The 16,174-nt window shown below is 35.5% G+C and carries 21 protein-coding genes and 3 tRNA genes; 8 read left to right on the top strand and 16 right to left on the bottom strand.

Annotation, left to right across the window (positions count from 1 at the left end):
- Position 1 precedes the first annotated feature (1 nt).
- The 8 genes from AC5P2S_RS16060 to AC5P2S_RS16025 form a co-directional block, all read right to left on the bottom strand.
- Positions 2-523: a hypothetical protein gene (locus tag AC5P2S_RS16060; protein ID WP_494555580.1), complete on the bottom strand. Its 522-nt coding sequence runs from the start codon at positions 521-523 to the stop codon at positions 2-4.
- Entirely contained in the window at positions 520-696 is a 177-nt protein-coding gene (locus AC5P2S_RS16055) for a hypothetical protein (protein ID WP_494555579.1), read from the bottom strand. Before AC5P2S_RS16055 ends, AC5P2S_RS16060 begins: the two co-directional genes overlap by 4 nt.
- A gap of 10 nt (positions 697-706) precedes the next feature.
- Positions 707-2,404 carry a hypothetical protein gene (locus AC5P2S_RS16050; RefSeq protein ID WP_494555578.1) on the bottom strand — a complete coding sequence of 566 codons (1,698 nt, stop codon included), beginning with the start codon at positions 2,402-2,404 and terminating at the stop codon, positions 707-709.
- A gap of 19 nt (positions 2,405-2,423) precedes the next feature.
- A complete protein-coding gene (locus tag AC5P2S_RS16045; RefSeq protein WP_494555577.1) occupies positions 2,424-2,873 on the bottom strand; it encodes a hypothetical protein in 450 nt (149 codons plus the stop codon).
- A 131-nt stretch (positions 2,874-3,004) separates the two neighbouring features.
- Positions 3,005-3,670, bottom strand: a complete 666-nt coding sequence (locus tag AC5P2S_RS16040) for a response regulator (RefSeq protein ID WP_494555576.1) — start codon at positions 3,668-3,670, stop codon at positions 3,005-3,007.
- A 10-nt stretch (positions 3,671-3,680) separates the two neighbouring features.
- A complete protein-coding gene (locus tag AC5P2S_RS16035) occupies positions 3,681-5,345 on the bottom strand; it encodes a tetratricopeptide repeat-containing sensor histidine kinase (RefSeq protein ID WP_494555575.1) in 1,665 nt (554 codons plus the stop codon).
- 68 nt (positions 5,346-5,413) lie between these two features.
- On the bottom strand, positions 5,414-5,578 hold the full coding sequence (locus tag AC5P2S_RS16030; protein WP_494555574.1) for a hypothetical protein: 165 nt from the start codon (positions 5,576-5,578) through the stop codon (positions 5,414-5,416).
- Positions 5,579-5,640: 62 nt separating this feature from the next.
- Positions 5,641-5,799: a hypothetical protein gene (locus AC5P2S_RS16025; RefSeq protein ID WP_494555573.1), complete on the bottom strand. Its 159-nt coding sequence runs from the start codon at positions 5,797-5,799 to the stop codon at positions 5,641-5,643.
- A 387-nt stretch (positions 5,800-6,186) separates the two neighbouring features.
- Here AC5P2S_RS16025 and AC5P2S_RS16020 point away from each other — a divergent pair, with 387 nt between their 5' ends.
- Entirely contained in the window at positions 6,187-7,023 is an 837-nt protein-coding gene (locus AC5P2S_RS16020; protein WP_494555572.1) for a hypothetical protein, read from the top strand.
- A gap of 6 nt (positions 7,024-7,029) precedes the next feature.
- Here AC5P2S_RS16020 and AC5P2S_RS16015 read toward each other — a convergent pair whose 3' ends face one another.
- From AC5P2S_RS16015 to AC5P2S_RS16005, 3 genes are all read right to left on the bottom strand, one after another.
- A complete protein-coding gene (locus AC5P2S_RS16015; protein WP_494555571.1) occupies positions 7,030-8,016 on the bottom strand; it encodes a DMT family transporter in 987 nt (328 codons plus the stop codon).
- Positions 7,908-8,555 (bottom strand): leucyl/phenylalanyl-tRNA--protein transferase, encoded by a 648-nt coding sequence (gene aat / locus AC5P2S_RS16010; protein WP_494555570.1) that lies wholly within the window; start codon positions 8,553-8,555, stop codon positions 7,908-7,910. Before aat ends, AC5P2S_RS16015 begins: the two co-directional genes overlap by 109 nt.
- Before the next feature lie 82 nt (positions 8,556-8,637).
- The gene (locus AC5P2S_RS16005) at positions 8,638-9,018 is read right to left on the bottom strand and encodes a DUF3127 domain-containing protein (protein ID WP_283417875.1); all 381 of its coding nucleotides are present in this window, start codon (positions 9,016-9,018) and stop codon (positions 8,638-8,640) included.
- Between the two features lie 167 nt (positions 9,019-9,185).
- On the opposite strand from AC5P2S_RS16005, the gene AC5P2S_RS16000 reads away from it, so the two are divergent.
- From AC5P2S_RS16000 to AC5P2S_RS15990, 3 genes are all read left to right on the top strand, one after another.
- Positions 9,186-9,267, top strand: a tRNA-Leu gene (locus AC5P2S_RS16000).
- 40 nt (positions 9,268-9,307) lie between these two features.
- Positions 9,308-9,380, top strand: a tRNA-Gly gene (locus AC5P2S_RS15995).
- 13 nt (positions 9,381-9,393) lie between these two features.
- Positions 9,394-9,477: transfer RNA gene (locus tag AC5P2S_RS15990), tRNA-Leu, on the top strand.
- Positions 9,478-9,592: 115 nt separating this feature from the next.
- On the opposite strand, the gene ypfJ is transcribed toward AC5P2S_RS15990, so the two are convergent.
- The 5 genes from ypfJ to AC5P2S_RS15965 all read right to left on the bottom strand — a co-directional run bounded on the left by ypfJ (position 9,593) and on the right by AC5P2S_RS15965 (position 13,623).
- Positions 9,593-10,450 carry a KPN_02809 family neutral zinc metallopeptidase gene (gene ypfJ, locus AC5P2S_RS15985; RefSeq protein WP_494555569.1) on the bottom strand — a complete coding sequence of 286 codons (858 nt, stop codon included), beginning with the start codon at positions 10,448-10,450 and terminating at the stop codon, positions 9,593-9,595.
- 186 nt (positions 10,451-10,636) lie between these two features.
- A complete protein-coding gene (gene ribH / locus AC5P2S_RS15980; RefSeq protein WP_283417904.1) occupies positions 10,637-11,125 on the bottom strand; it encodes a 6,7-dimethyl-8-ribityllumazine synthase in 489 nt (162 codons plus the stop codon).
- A gap of 3 nt (positions 11,126-11,128) precedes the next feature.
- Complete coding sequence (locus AC5P2S_RS15975; RefSeq protein WP_494555568.1) at positions 11,129-11,833, bottom strand: tetratricopeptide repeat protein; 705 nt, start codon at positions 11,831-11,833, stop codon at positions 11,129-11,131.
- An 81-nt stretch (positions 11,834-11,914) separates the two neighbouring features.
- Positions 11,915-12,451 carry an adenine phosphoribosyltransferase gene (locus tag AC5P2S_RS15970; protein ID WP_494555567.1) on the bottom strand — a complete coding sequence of 179 codons (537 nt, stop codon included), beginning with the start codon at positions 12,449-12,451 and terminating at the stop codon, positions 11,915-11,917.
- 8 nt (positions 12,452-12,459) lie between these two features.
- Positions 12,460-13,623, bottom strand: a complete 1,164-nt coding sequence (locus AC5P2S_RS15965; protein WP_494555566.1) for an NTF2-like N-terminal transpeptidase domain-containing protein — start codon at positions 13,621-13,623, stop codon at positions 12,460-12,462.
- A gap of 149 nt (positions 13,624-13,772) precedes the next feature.
- Here AC5P2S_RS15965 and AC5P2S_RS15960 point away from each other — a divergent pair, with 149 nt between their 5' ends.
- From AC5P2S_RS15960 to AC5P2S_RS15945, 4 genes are read left to right on the top strand one after another with little or no spacing between them, the layout of a single operon-like run.
- A complete protein-coding gene (locus AC5P2S_RS15960) occupies positions 13,773-14,195 on the top strand; it encodes a RapZ C-terminal domain-containing protein (protein WP_494555565.1) in 423 nt (140 codons plus the stop codon).
- Positions 14,192-14,905: a nucleotidyltransferase family protein gene (locus AC5P2S_RS15955; RefSeq protein WP_494555564.1), complete on the top strand. Its 714-nt coding sequence runs from the start codon at positions 14,192-14,194 to the stop codon at positions 14,903-14,905. Before AC5P2S_RS15960 ends, AC5P2S_RS15955 begins: the two co-directional genes overlap by 4 nt.
- On the top strand, positions 14,902-15,612 hold the full coding sequence (locus tag AC5P2S_RS15950) for an LOG family protein (RefSeq protein ID WP_283417910.1): 711 nt from the start codon (positions 14,902-14,904) through the stop codon (positions 15,610-15,612). Before AC5P2S_RS15955 ends, AC5P2S_RS15950 begins: the two co-directional genes overlap by 4 nt.
- Positions 15,613-15,668: 56 nt before the next feature.
- Positions 15,669-16,142, top strand: a complete 474-nt coding sequence (locus tag AC5P2S_RS15945; protein WP_283417911.1) for a DUF6702 family protein — start codon at positions 15,669-15,671, stop codon at positions 16,140-16,142.
- Positions 16,143-16,174 lie beyond the last annotated feature (32 nt).

Below are 16,174 nucleotides of genomic sequence, written 5' to 3'. Positions count from 1 at the left end.
GTTAAAAGATAATTTTTCTTCTTAATGGACTAGATTCGATATTTTTTGAATCATTTTGAACAGGATTTGCTTCAACATTCTCAGGAAGACGAAACGAATTGATGATAAGTATCATTTTTTCTTTGTCGTTTCCTGTTTTGGGCAGATTTTCCTTTAAAGACTTTTTAATTTCCCCAACAAATTCTTCCAAATCTTTTTTGAAAACTGTTTTTAAATCTTCCGGAAGTCCTTTTGCTTGTGAAAATTTTGAGAGAGGAATAAGATTTTTTTTACCCATTAAAAGAAGCATTCCGAATTCGTCGGTAGATTTTATATTCTGTGTTTCAAAAGATCTTTGAAATTTTTCCAACCACAGTTTTTTCCTTGTTTTATAAGCTTCTTCGGCTTGATTATAAAAACGTTCGGCGGTTCCTGCATCCAAGTCAAAGCTTCCTGCATTCATTTCATCAAAAACAGTATCGTCTCCGTTACCAAAACGTTCAAATAAATTACACCAATCTGCGTAAGTCACAGTTTTTTTCATGCTCCTGATTTTATTCTTGGATTAATAAATTGATGAGGAGGCAAAATATCCCAGTCTGAAAATTTTGCATTTTGTTTTTCGCCTTCCGTTCTGCCTTGAAACAAATTGGGTCTTGGTGTTTGTTGCTGTTTAGAATTTTTATTTGTTTCAGAGTTATTTTTAATATCTTTCATTGTTTTGGTTTTAAGAAGGTTGTAAAATAGATCTTGTCTCTCTGGAACTGCTTGAAAAATCTTCAGGAGTTATGGATGTTAAAGTTTGTCTTAAAACTTCCGCTTTGGCATCTTCTGCTGCAAATTCTTTTCGATAATCAACAGTTTCAACGATGCAGCCGCGTAAAACTTCCTTAGATTTTGCTTTTCTTTCGGTGACGATTTCTATAGTTTTTTTCTTTGCTTTTTTATGATTGTTAATTGAACTGTAAATAATTATTCCACCAATCAAAGCACCGATGATCCCGATAAATCCGAAAATTACTAAAGCTAATAAAGCAATTAAAACCCCGATAATAATTCCGGTTTTTGGAGAAGAGAGTTTTTTTAATTCATTTTCTAAAAAATCAGCCCAATATTTATCATGCTTTTGGAGTTGTTCTGTTTCATCAGTCCCGTCTGTTGTCGAGGTTTTGAATCCATCAATAATTAATTCAACTTTTTCTTCAACCTTATTTCTGTAATCAGCCGTAAAGGTATCATGAGCTTCTAAGATCCAAGGCTGGCTGATCGAAACAGCAAGAGCCTGTGTAACTTTTGTGGCGCCAGATAATTCCGGATCGAAAGCGGCATTGGTCAACATTTGAAGGAAATCCACTTTCTCATCAAAAATATGCTTTTCATTGTCTATTAAGGCTTGCGCTGCTTTTTTATCCCCGTCTTTTTGAATGATTAATTGATTTAATCTTACTTCATTTTGCAACGGAAGTTCCTCATCATCAAAATTGGTTACGAGCAAAGAAAGAATTTCATCGAGCTGGATTTTTATTGATTTGGAATAATCTGTCGTAGTTTCAAAAATACTTTTAAAATGATTGTCTAATGCATGATGAGATCTTGCCTGTGTTACGGAAGATTTTAAAGAATCCCAATTGGTCGCAAATTCTTCCAGCAAAGGATATTTTTTATCGGATAATGAACCTTTTGTTTTAAAGAATTCTGCCCACTGTGCTTTTTGTTTATCAATATAATTATCTGTTTGTGTAAGCTGATCAATCCAGGTTTTTACATTAGTGATCATCAATTGATGAGAGGCAGGCTGAAAAACTCCTGTTGTGATGGCTTCAAGAATAACAATAAATTCCCGATCCAGATTATGAGGATTTTGATGAAGAAAATATCTGTGCATCCATTGTAAACATGCATCATTTCTTCCCAATCTTCGCATGACAAGCATGAAGAAAAGAGTCGTTTTGTAATCGTCTCTTTTTAAACTTTCGGTAAGTGCTTTTTTTGTTGTGTCCTTATCATCACGAATCCATGAAGCTAAAACAACTAAAGATGGAGCCAGCCAATAATTAGGAGCTTTTATCATAACTTCTTCGGTGGTGTGTCGCAAAGTATCATCACTGATGATACCTGTATCTACTCCCTGAAGAATTCCTGTTGCCATTCTGCGAACCTCTGCATAATATCCGAATTTTATCTGGAGATCCTGCTTTAGATTTCCCTGTCGGGTTTCGGCAAGCTGTAAAGCCTTGTGTTTGATATCTGATTCTACAAAATCAGAAAACGAATTGGCCAATTGTAATAACTCATTTTTAAGATGATCGTGTTTGGTATTAAGACCTCCCAATTCTACATTTACTGCACTCATATCTGCTTTGATAGATCGTAAAGCACTATTTATGTATGAAAGATCCGCGTATGAAATTACTTTTTGTGACATTTTATTTAAGTTTTCAGAGTTATAATTTTGTTGCTGTTCCGTCCTCGCGGATGAGAATCAGTTTATCTTTGAATACTTCTACAAAAGCATAAGCATTGTGTTTGGCGAGTGTCCTGGCTTTTTCAAAATGATCGGGGAGTGGTTCTCCTATCTTGTAATGCTGAATGATTTGTCCGCCGCTTAAATCTAAGGTGTGAACTTCGTGAGGATGGCCTAAATAGCATTTCGCTAAAATTCCCAACGGAAGATTTGCCAACTCAGCCGTTCCGAATTCATCATAGATTTTTGCCATCAATTCTTCCTTACCTCTTGTTTCTGCTAAAAGTTCAGCATCAAGTCCTTTGATAAGTTTTAAATATCCTTCAGAACGTTTTTTGAGAATTTCGCGATCGCTGAGAACTTTAGGTGAAGTTTCTTTGCTTTCGGATTGAATATTTAAGGATTCATTTTGAAAAAGGATTCTAGCCATTATATGAGTTTTCGTTATTATAAGTACAAAAATATAGGAGACTAGAAGCTTGTTTTTACGGATTTCCGTAAAACAAAAAACTTTCGAAAAGTTTCGAAAGTTTTAACATAATCTGTTTATTGTTGAATATTTTATATAATTCCAAAGTCTTTACAGAACGCGATCAATTGTTCATTACTGTTGATGTTCAGAGATTCTTTTATTTCTTTTAGCCGCTTTTCAACTGCGCTCATACTGGCAGGCTTAATTTGATTTTCTTTTAAATAATCAGGAATGTTTTTCAGGAGAATTCCTTTAGCCAAAAGAGAAACGAGCAATGTGTCATATTCTGAAAATTCGAAAGAATTTCTTTCTTCGCTTTTACCTTTTAATTCATAAGAAAGGTATTTTTCACCGTTAAAAACGGCTTTTATCGCTTTTTTCAGATCTTTCACATCTTCGCGACCTTTTTTTACATAGCCGTTGATTTTTTGTTCTTTGAAAAGTTTCTCGATGATCACTTCTTTTTTTTCAACAGAAAAAACAATTACTTTCAGATTTGGCTGAAGTTCTTTTGCAGCAGAGATCAATTGCTGACCATTTTTGATATTCTGCTCTCTATGATCTTCGTCAAAGGAGAGGTCTGTGATCAGGAGTTCAAAAGGATTATTTTCTTGCAGACTCATTTTGATTCTGCTGAGCGCATCATCGCAATAATTGACATATTTTGGGTCTGGAATTTTGAGATCTTCCAAAGCTTTTTGAACAGAGATATTGGAGCTTTCGTAATCTTCGGCAATTAAAATTTTTTTTAACATATGTATTATTTTAGACAGGAAATGTAATGTTGATTTTCAATAGATTATTGTTTTCTGTGTCAAAAATAATTGTTCCATTGATCGCATTAATACGGTTTTCCATATTTTGCAAGCCATTTTTTGGAGAAAATTTCTTGATTCCTATTCCGTTGTCTGTGTATGAGATATTTATGACTGGATTCTCTCTGGAAAATTTAATAGAAACGATATTGGCCTGACTATGTTTTTTCATATTCGTCATCAGTTCCTGTAAAACCAAATAGACCTCAGTTTTGTTTTGAAAGTTGATGCCTTCCCACAATTTTTCGTTGTTTCCAATAAAGACAACTTTTACAGAATCAGAAGAATAAGAATCCAGCATCTTATGAAGCTGCTCGGAAAAACTCTGGTTTTCATTAATATCTTTGTTGTCATAAGAAATATCTCTGGAAGTTTCATAAGCGTTTTCCAAACCAAATAGAAGCGCATCTTTGTCTATCAGATCTTTGTTTTCAACTTGTGACATCAGTTGATATATCCTGTTGGCGACTTTATCGTGAACTTTTTTAGAGATTTTCAGTTCTGTATTTTTTACTTCTAATAATTTTTCTTGTTGAAGCCTTTTTTGTCGTTTTCTAAATGTTATAATTAATAATACTAATGATAAGATTATAATTGCAATTACAACATATTGTTTTATAATTTGATTTTGTTTTTGCGTGCTTTCTGCTTTTGCTTTTAGAAAGTCTGCCTTATTCTTTTCGGTTTCATAACGGATGAGCGCAAACTGGTTTTTTGCTTTATTTCTTGCTGTTTGAAGGCTATCATTGAGTGATTGATAAACTTGAAAATATTGTTTTGAATTCTGAGGATTTTCCAGAGAAATTAATTTCTCAAGAGCTTCTATCTGATCGTCAGGACTATCTATATTTTTTGCAATATCATACATCTTTCTGGCGTAGAATAATGCAGAATCAGGCCGTGTTTTTTTGTAATAATCTGAAAGGTGAGCAAAACTTGAATTTAAACCCCAATTATCTTTTTCTTTTAGTCTGATTTTTAATGCTTTATGGAACTCTGGAATTGGATTATAGTTGATATTCTGCAACCATTTTGTGAAGGCTAGATTATCAATCACTTTTGATTTTATTTTAATTAAGCTATTGATTTTTTTATCTTTAATTAATTTTTCAAAAAAATAAATTGCTTTTTCGTATTCTTTTTCTTTTCTATATGAATTTGCAAGATTGTTTATATATATACTACTGTTCGAAAAATCGTTTGTAAATTTTATGGCTTTTCTATAAAATTCTATTGCTCCAGTATAGTTTTGTAATTTGCTGGTAGCTATTCCTAAATTATTATAATTTGCATTGATGTAGTCAAAATTTTCAGGATTAGATTCATTAAAATATTTTATTGCTTCAATAGATATTTCTTGTCCGCCAAAATAATCACCCTTATCTGTAGAAATAATTCCCATATTCATTAAGCATTTTCCAATACCAAGACTATCCCTATTTCTTGAAAAAACTTCTTTTGCCTTTTCAAAATATATAAAGGCATTTAAGCTTTCTCCTTTGTCAAGATATTTCCAAGCTTTTTCATAATAGTTATTAGTTGTTTTTTCTTCAATAGTCGATTTCTCAGAGCAACTTATGATGTAAAAGATTAATAAGAAATAAAGAAATTTCAATATGTTTAGTTTTTATCAAATTTAAAAAAAATAGCGAAAGAACTTTCTTTCGCCATGTAATAAATTTATTATCCGCCAATAATTCTTGGTGGTATTGGATGTCCATCTTCTCCACCTGTATCTAAAGCCGTTGTTTGTTGAGTTTGAATTATTGTGTTTCCGTTGTTGCTTTTAGCTGTTACATCTGAAGGATTTGAAACTAATCCTAATAAAATTAAAAGTAATTGTATCATTTGTTAAAATTCTTATTTAAACAAATATAAAAAAACGGTAAAATATTTACCGCTTTTAATAATTATTTTCTCGGAGTTTGCCCTTCTTCTCCACCAGTTGGCGGTGCAGGATTTGGCTGTGCAACGGTGATTGTTGTGCCGTCATCATTTCCACAGTTAGAAGTATTTGAACTTGAAGGATTTGAAATTAATCCCAATAATATTAAAAGTAAGTTTAACATTGTTTTAAAAATTTAAAAATTGACATTCGTGTTCTTCCCTGCGACACAGGCCGCAAGCATGTTTACACATTGTTGAAAAAAGAAGCGCTTCTTAAATTTTTGGGAAGTAACCTTCAAAAACGGAAGAGAAATATCTGCTTCCCAAGCCAGAGATCTTCCTCCGTCTTATCAGGTTGTTTTTTGAAACCAGTTTTGTAACTTTGTTTTCGTAAGGTTTTGTTTATCACTGATTTCTGATTACAAATTTCAGTTAAAGTGATTGTCCGATCCCAGACAGGCGATGGACATGAGAAGGACGTAAAAATGATATGTTTTATGGGAATCCGTAATTTTTAGGACAGGCATTTGTCTAATTTGGACAACGATTTAATTCTTCAAATAAATTATATGTATGAAAAGAAGAAAATTTTAGTCAAAACTGTTTTTGATGAGACAAAAAAAATGCTTCCGAGAGGAAGCAAAAGTTCAGTCGCGTCTTATCTAAGTTTGGAATTTGAAAAAAGATTTGGATTTTCAAAGGATGAAAGAACGTTTGTTAGATTCTATACTTCTTTGGTAGAAAAGGACAAAGATTATGATATAGATGATGTTACCTTGGACTGGTTTAGTGAATCTCTCGGTTATAAAGACTATAAAACTTTTTGTAGTACACATAATTTCAGCAAGTTGAATGATGATTCATCAATTACCAATGTTAATGTCACTTTTGATGACGAAGCAAAATCTTTAGTAGAAAAGCTATCTCAGATTGTCGTGAATATAACAACAGCTCCGGTTTTTAAACTTCCAGAGTTTCTTACCAAACAAAGCAATCTTGGAATAATTGGCATCATCCTTTGTGGAAGCCTGGTCGTTGGAAGCAAAATGTATAAAGCTGATGATAAGCTTGTGGAAACACAAAATGTTGGACAAGGACTGGGACTGCTTCAAACTTTGTCAAAGCAGTGTATGTATTGGAATGGAAAAGAATACATCCCGGAAGATTGTAATCAGACTAAAGATAATTTAGTCGCAATTGATCCTAAAAAAGTAGCCAATTTCAAAAAAATTACCCGGCCAGATACAATTAGATCAATAAAAGGAATTTGGTATTCCAAATATCAGAATGAAGTTGAGTTTTTTACTGCGGACGGAAAAAATCCTGATAATAATACAGAACTGCATCAGTTAACGGATCATATGCTGAACAAATATATTTTGTCAAAAGATTCTATTGAAGAATAGTTTAATTTAAACTGATTTAGGCTTACTTCTCAAAAATATCAATCCGGCCAGAATAATCAATGCTCCAACAGACTGAAGTGTCGTCAAAGTTTCGCCGTCAAGAATTCCCCAGATCACGGCCACAATTGGCATTAACAAAGTAACTGTAGAAGCGAAAAGTGGAGTAGAGATACTCAGAAGTTTATAGTTCATCATCATTGCCAGTCCAGTCCCGAAAACGGATAACATCGCCACAAATCCTAATCCTGTAAGACTGTCCTGGTTCATTTCAAAATGTTTGAAAAATCCTGAAAATACCAACGCGAGTAACGATGGGAGAAACAACACGAATGAAAATACAAATGCAGACATTATCGTTGCAGGAACTTCCTGTAATTTTGATTTTACTGTCGTTGTGCTGATTGCATATAACAAAACTGCCAAAATCAGTAACAAGATGGGGTAGATTTTGATCTCACCGCTTTCACCGCTTCCGAGAGCCAGGATGCATGCACCGACAAAGCTTATCATCACACCGATAAGTTGTTTTCTCGTTGTTGAGAATTTCCAGATAAGGGAACCCACAATAATCACAAAAATAGGCATCATAGAATTGATAATGCCGGCAATGCTGCTGCTGATTTCTGTTTCGGCCAGCGGAAATAAAAACATCGGGATGAAGTTTCCGGAAAGTGCGGCAACAATCAGCCATTTAAGATGTTGTTTCGGGAATTGCCTGATTTTAGAAATTGCATAAGGCATTAGAACGATTCCGGAAATCAAAACACGTAATGCGCCAACCTCAAAAGGGTTGAAATGTTCAAGTGATTTTTTTATCAGTATAAATGATGATCCCCAAATGACAGATAATGCTATTAATAGAATCCATTTTTGTTTTTCAGTATTCAAGGCTTTTGTTGTTTTAAGAGTTTGAGATAGTCTTGTTTTGGAATCATTTTCGCACCAAGGCTTTCCAGATGTTCGGAATGGATTTGGCAATCGATCAATTCCCATTGATTTTGATATTTGGTTGTGAAATGGATAAATCCCGCTTTCGAAGCATTGGAAATTTTGGAGAACATACTTTCGCCACAGAAAACATTCCCGACTTGTACTCCATAAAAACCTCCCACCAATTCTCCATTTTGCCAAACCTCAAAACTTTTTGCTTTTCCAAATTGATGAAGCGTAACAAATGATTTAATAAGTTCTTCATTGATCCAGGTTCCGTCTTGTCCTTTTCGTTCTGAAGTTTTGCAGTTTCGCATCACCTCTTCGAAACATTCATTTTCCGTAAACTCAAAAACATTATCTCTAAGAATTTTTCTCATCGATTTTGAAATTTTGATTGCATCCGGATATAGAACAAATCTTGGATCGGGACACCACCAGAGTATGTCCTCATCTTCGTTATACCAAGGAAATAATCCTAATTGATAAGCAAACCAAAGCCGTTTCGGCTTCAGATCACCGCCTATAGCAACCAAACCATTTTCAGGGTCATACAGTTCCGGGTCGGGAAAAGATATGTCATCAGGATCCAGCCAGATCATTAGTTCAAATATTGCATTTACAAAAATAATCCCTGCACTTAATTTAAAATGCAGGGATGTATGTGATAATTATTCCTATAAATTAGAAAGGTAAGTCATCATCTTCATCCTCAGCAAAAACATTCTTGTTTTCAGTTGCAGGTGAATTGTGAGAAGGTGCGGCTTCAGTTGGTTCATTGAAATCAGATGAACCGTCCTTTTCCATTCTCCAAGCTGTAATCGAATTGAAATACTTCACTTCACCTTGAGGGCTGGTCCATTCTCTACCTCTGATATTGATATGAACTTTTACTTTATCTCCAACTTTATAGGTGTTTAGAAGATCAACTTTTTCTGACAAAAATTCAATGTTAATAGGCTGCGGGTATTGTTCTTCAGTCAAAAGAACCAGTTCTTTTTTTTGAAATCCGCTGTTAAAAGTTTGTAAATCAGAAATTTTCTTTATCGTTCCTGTTAATTCCATATCTCGAAAATGTTTTAAGAGTGTAAAGGTAATAAAAAGTATTGATGTTAATCAAAAATCGTCCGATCAAAAAACTTTAAAAAAATGTTGATTTTATTTTGGAGAGAATACAAAAGAGTTATATATTTGCACTCACCAAAACGAAAGAAAAGAAGTTCTTCAATAATGCGGATGTGGTGTAATTGGTAGCCACGCCAGACTTAGGATCTGGTGCCGTGAGGCGTGGGGGTTCGAGTCCCTTCATCCGCACAACGATAAAAATTTCTAAGTAATTAGGAATTTTTTTTATGCGAAAATAGCTCAGCTGGTAGAGCACAACCTTGCCAAGGTTGGGGTCGCGGGTTCGAATCCCGTTTTTCGCTCATTTTCTACTTTGCCCTGGTGGTGGAATTGGTAGACACGCAGGACTTAAAATCCTGTGTCCGCAAGGACGTACGGGTTCAAGTCCCGTCTGGGGTACTTAAAACGACTGTTAATCATTTGATTTCAGTCGTTTTTGTTTTAATAATAAAAGGATTAAAAAAAAGCATCAATTTTAAAATTGATGCTTTTTTATTTTATAACATTACAGGAATTATTTCAGTAACGCATTAAACGTATCTCCCTGTCTGATGTCTCCGGTATTATAACCCTTCATAAACCATTCTTCTCTTTGAGCTGAGGAACCATGAGTAAAGCTTTCCTGATTCACATAACCTTGGCCTCTTTTCTGGATATTATCATCACCAACCGCTGCAGCAGCGCTCATTGCTTCCTGGATATCGCCCGGCTCTAAGATTTTTTCCCGGCTATCCGTTTGCTTGGCCCATAATCCTGCGTAGAAATCGGCTTGTAGCTCGTTGGCAACAGAAACTCTGTTCATATCTGTTTCAGAATATCTTCCGCTTTGTCTCAGCTGGTCTACTTTGTCCAATGTTCCTAACAGATTTTGAATGTGATGTCCATATTCGTGGCCAAGAACATAGGCGACTGTAAATTGCCCAACCTTAGCTCCGAATTTCTGTTGCAGCTCATTGAAAAAACTCATATCCATATAGATCGTTTGGTCATTAGGACAATAGAAAGGACCCATTTCTGATTGAGCAGTTCCACATCCTGACCGGGTTACGCTTTTAAACAAAACAACTTTTGCCGGTCTGAACTGGATTCCGTTTTGGTTAAAAACATTTGTCCAAGTCTTTTCATTTTCTTTAGTGAGCATTCTTACAAATTCTCTGATGTTGAGCTCTTCTTTAGAAAGTTGTCTCTGTTCGGTCTGTTGTGGTGCAGAATTACTTCCATTATTGAGAATTGCAGAAGGATCACCACCAAGAAAGAAAACTATTGCCGCGATAATGATCGTTCCCAGACCACCACCAACAAGCATTCCACCGCCGCCACCTGAGCCGCGTCTGTCGTCAACATTGTCACTTCTATCGTTTGTCCATTTCATAATTGATGTTTTGTGTTTTTAAAATTAAGAAATTCTTTTATAGCTATAACGAAAAATTATGCCGTTGTTTGTCAATAGCCCGATAGTACCGGCACCCCTTTTTCTTGTTCTCTTTTTGATCTGAAAAAACAAAAGAAAGCACTCTTCGACTAAACTACCAGCGGGATTAAGCTTCTGGAAATTTTATTATAAAGAAACTTTTGTATTGAAGTCAATCATTTTCAATGCCGTAACAGCTGCTTCTACGCCTTTGTTACCAAGATTTCCTCCACTTCTGGCAATCGATTGTTCTTTGGTGTCGTCTGTCAAAACACAGAAAATCGCAGGTGTATCTGTCAATATGTTGCAATCTTTGATCCCTTGCGTTACACCTGAACAGACATATTCAAAATGTGGCGTTTCCCCACGGATAACATTGCCAATTGCAATCACTGCTGCAAATTTGTTGGAGCGGCAAAGTTTCATTGCTGCAAAACTCAACTCGAATGCGCCAGGAACATAATAAATATGAATGTTTTCTTCTTTGATGCCTTCTGCTTTCAGCGTTTCGACTGCGCCGTTTCTCAGGTTGTAGGTTACAAAATCGTTCCACTCAGAAACAACAATGCCGATAGAATATTCATCGGCATTGGATATGTTGAGCGGCTTATAATCTGATAGATTAGTTGTTGCCATTGTTTAGTAATATTTTGTCATTTCTATGAATGCATCGGATTGCCCATTGTCATAGTCTTGATATTTTTCATCGATTGTAGCGAAATATTTTTTAGCATCAGCATTTTTCTTAAGAGCCAAAGCTAACATTCCCGCTTTTTTTGTGAAATAATAAGATGTGTAAGCATCGTCTGAAGCAGAAGAAGCTTTGTCAGCCATTGCTAATGCATCATCAGCTTTGTTAAGGTTGGATAGGCAATCTGCCATTGCGCCATATTTAAGCGCTACCAAAACTTTGTTATCTGAACTGAATTTGTCCAACAAGTCGTAAGCTTTCTGATAATTTCCTTTTTTGAATTCTATCAATCCCGCGTTGTAAGCAGATAATTTACCCGCTTTTGTTCCGCTGTATTCATCATAAGTTCCGATAAAACCAGGATTTGCAACGGATTTTCCACCAAGAGCAAGGTCTTCTTTTCCATCGGCTAGGTTTTTCTGAGCGGCAAGATAACTTTTTGTAGCTTCCTCATTTTTAGGACCAATAATAAATTGCTGATATCCGAACCACCCCAAAACTGCAACGATTAGAACTCCAAATGCGATGCTGAGTGCTTTTGCATTTTTTTCCAAAAATGACTCGATATTAAGTGCTTCTTTATCAAGGTCTTTGAAGAATTCCACAGTTTCCTTTCCTTCTTGTTCGTGATTTTTGTTATGCTGGTTTGCCATAATTTTTTTAATAAATAGAGTGCAAATTTAATGTTTTCCTTTTGATATGCAAAAACTTCTTTTTCTGATGGTTAAAATATTTTAATATTTCAGAATAGAATAAACTTCTGCGTCAAATTTTTTGAGTCTTTCCACACCATTCAGATCTTTCAAATCAATCAAAAAACTGAATTGTGCAGGAATTGCCCCTTGCTTTGAAACTAACTTCGCTGCAGCTTCCGTAGTTCCGCCTGTTGCCAATAGGTCGTCATGGATCAGAACGCGTTGTCCGGGTTTAAGATGACCTGTTTTCATTTCGATTTCTGCAGAGCCATATTCCAGATCATATTTTTCTCCGATAAACGGCGGTGGTAATTTGCCTGCTTTTCTTATTAAAACAAAAGGAACGTCCAAAGCAACGGCAATGGCAATCCCGAAGAGATAACCACGGCTTTCGATTCCGCAAACGACATCAATTTTTCCACGACTGAAATTGGCTAAATCAGCAATCACTTCTTCATATAACTTTGGCTGAAGAAAAATCGGACAAATATCTTTGAACTGAATCCCCGGAATCGGAAAGTCAGGAATATTTTCTATTGTGTCTTCTAATTTTTTAATCAATTCTGCGGATGCCATCTTCTGTTTTAGTTGTTGATTTTATAAGTGGTGATTTTCCAGTTGTTATTAACAGCTTTCAGTCCGTAAGTGACATTGAGTGAAGTTGTTTTCCCGTTTTTGTCGGTCACATCATACGTTACGTTAACATTAGCAGAATTATCTTTGTTGTAGGGAACAGAAATGTTCTTAACACTGATATTCTTAACCGAACCAAAGCCTGAGTTAGGGTTAGAAAATTTGTCATATGATCCCCAGTTTGGATTATCAGCTGATTCATAGGCCGCCTTGAAATTCTGTGAGGATAAATTATTAAGAAATTTTGTTACCGTTGCTTTTGGATCAGCTGTGTTTTTTGCTGGAGCCGGAGGTGGAATAGTTTCTCCGGTTTGTGGATTGACTTCAGGATTTTGATTAACCTGAGTAGAATCAGAAGCAACAGGAGCCGGCGGAGTGTAAAGGGCATTGCCATTTACAGGAATTCCTGTCTTGATCATTTGTAACAACTTTTTAGTTGTTTTAACACTCAATTTTACATCGATTTTATCTTCAAAGATTTTTTCTTTTGGGAGCTTTGAATACATGATGGTGAATCCTCTGAATGCAGGATCCTGCATCAGGTTTTTAGACGTTGAGATTTTGTTGCCTCCGCTGGAGATTTCCATTATCGTTTCCAAAGCTGCTCCGTCGAAACTGACCTTGTTGCCATTATTATCAACCAATTGCGGAATTACAATTAATCCTTTTGAACCCGTCAGGCTATCACCCGCAATATTCCTTACCACAATATTGAGAGCCGCTGCGTCCACATCATTAGGATCTTTTTCAGAAGCAATCTCGTTACCGAAAATGTTCATTTCTCCTAAGCTTGGTGGCGCCGTACTGCTCCATGCAATGCCGTTTTTCTGGGCAACCTGATCGGCCATTGCAAAGATTTCTGCTGTCTTTTTACCGTCGAGAAGTTTTCCGAGAGCTGCGATTTCTGCAATGTCGCCGTCTGCTTCTACCCCGAAGGTTTTCAGAATGTATAAAGCTTCATTAAATTTTACCTGCTTCAAAGTTGGAAGACTGGAAGCCATATCATTTATACTTTCCTGGAAACTTTTACGGCTGCTTCCGTCAACACTTGTTTTTTTACATCCTATCATAAACAGGAACAATGCTGCTAAGAGACAATATTTTATGTGCTTCATTTTCAGTAAGATTTATTTTTAAAAATAAGAAATAAGTTTGATTCGTAAGTCCTTAGATCAATTAATATGCAAAATTAAATTTAAAATTTATAATTTTCCGATTTTTCAAAGAAAATTAAAAAAAGTAACTTTACGGAAAATTACAGTTAATGCAGAACAAATTGGTTATTGATATTCACAGTTTTTCTTATAAAAAAAAAGGAATTCCTAAAGATGCATCAGGGAATGGCGGTGGTTTCGTTTTTGATTGCCGGGGAATCCTGAATCCAGGGAGAATTGAAGAATACAAATCACAGACAGGTAACGATATAGGAGTTCAGGAGTTTTTGGAACAAAAAACAGAAATGCCTCAGTTTTTAAAATCGGTTCAAAGTCTTATTTCTATCAGTATCAAAAACTACTTGGAAAGAGGTTTTGAACACCTGCAGATCAATTTTGGCTGTACTGGTGGGCAACACCGTTCGGTTTATTCTGCGATTAAAACGGCTGAATTCATCAGACAAAATTTCCCGGATGCGGAAGTGAGAGTCTACCACGATGAACAATTACATCTAAATCCCATTACCGTATGAAAGCAATGATTTTTGCGGCAGGAATGGGAACCCGGTTAAAACCCTTCACTGACAATCATCCGAAAGCTTTGACACAAGTTAATGGCGTTCCGTTGTTAGAAAGAAATATCAAGTATCTTCAGGGTTATGGGATTAATGATTTTGTCATTAATATTCACCATTTCGGAGGTCAGATTTTAGCTTTTTTAGCTGAGAATGATAATTTCGGAGCCAACATCGAAATCTCTAACGAGTCCGAGGAACTTCTGGAAACTGGAGGCGGATTGTTGTTTGCTAAACGTTTTTTAGAAAATGAGAAAACATTTCTGATCATGAATGTTGATATTCTGACAGATCTTAATATTAGTAATTTTATCAGACTTCACGAAACCAAAGGTGCAATGATTACATTAGCAGTTTCGGATAGAGACAGTTCCAGAAAACTGTTGTTTAATGATAATATGTATTTGAAAGGTTGGAAAAATCTGAAGGATAATAAAAAGAAAGTCGTTGGCGGAATTTTTAAATTAAGAGAATTAGCTTTCAGTGGAGTTCATTGTGTAAATTCGGAGATATTTGACAAGATGACCAGAACGGGGAAATTCTCTATTATGGATGAATATATGGACCTGATGAAAGAAGATATTATTATTGGCTATCAGCACACGTCTAATTTGATAGACGTCGGTAAACCCGAATCGATTGCTGAAGCAGAAAAATTATTCAAATGACACAACAAGACGAAGAAAAAAGACTGCACGATAGTCTCAGGCAAAAAACCTGGGACGAGACCATTACCAAAGACAGTTGGATGGTTTTCAGGATTATGTCGGAATTTGTAGATGGTTACGAGAAAATGGTACGCATTGGGCCTTGCGTTTCCATATTCGGTTCTGCAAGACTGAAAGAAGACAGTTATTACTATAAAATGGCTTCAGAAATTGCTAAGAAAATTACCGAAATTGGATTTGGAGTTATTACCGGAGGCGGTCCGGGAATAATGGAGGCCGGCAACAGAGGTGCAAGTGGGCACGGAAAATCGATAGGGCTGAATATTGAACTGCCTTTTGAACAGCATTTTAATCCATATGTAGATAAAGGTTATAATATCAATTTTGATTATTTTTTCGTTAGAAAGGTAATGTTTGTGAAATATTCCCAGGGTTTCGTCGTAATGCCTGGCGGTTTCGGAACATTGGATGAATTATCGGAAGCTTTGACATTAATCCAAACCAACAAAATCGGAAAGTTTCCTATTGTATTAGTTGGAAGCGAGTTCTGGAGCGGCTTACTGGATTGGTTCAAAGGAACGTTAGTAAAAGAAGGATTGATCGCAGAACAGGATCTTTCGCTTTTCAGAGTTGTGGATACTGCGGATGATGCGGTAGCGCACATCAAAGCATTTTATGATAAATATTCGGTGAGTGTCAACTTCTAACATCTGGCATATAATTTGACCGATACCGATACTAAAAGTTATTAAATATTACAAAAATGAAAAAATCATTATTTATATTGTCTTTGGGGATTTTGCTTATCAGCTTTTTCAGTTTCAAAGATTTTGACTTCTTTTCGTCAATGACCAAAGTGGATTATATTGATGGAAGCAAGACTCTTAAATTTACTACCAAACTTAATACTAATCATATCTCACAAGCGGTAAGAATTGATCCGGCAACAGCAGGTTTCGAGGCTGAAGTAAAAAAATATGTGAACAACAATGTGGATGTTGCAGTAAATGGAGCTCCTAAAACATTGACGTTTACAGGAAGCCAAGTCAATGGAGAATCTGTTTGGGTTTATTACGAAGTGGGAAATGTTTCTGATATTTCCAGCCTGAGAATCAAAAACAGTATCCTGATTGGCCAGTTTCCGAAACAAGTCAATATAATGAACATTACTTACAAAGGGAGTCTGAAAACACTCAATTTCCAAAAAGGAAAAGAATCTGCAGAAGTTACTTTCTAAATAATACCAAAGTCGGCAATGAGCCGACTTTT

Source organism: Epilithonimonas sp. 33E (assembly GCF_059372615.1).
This window is presented reverse-complemented; position numbering and strand designations above follow the sequence as displayed.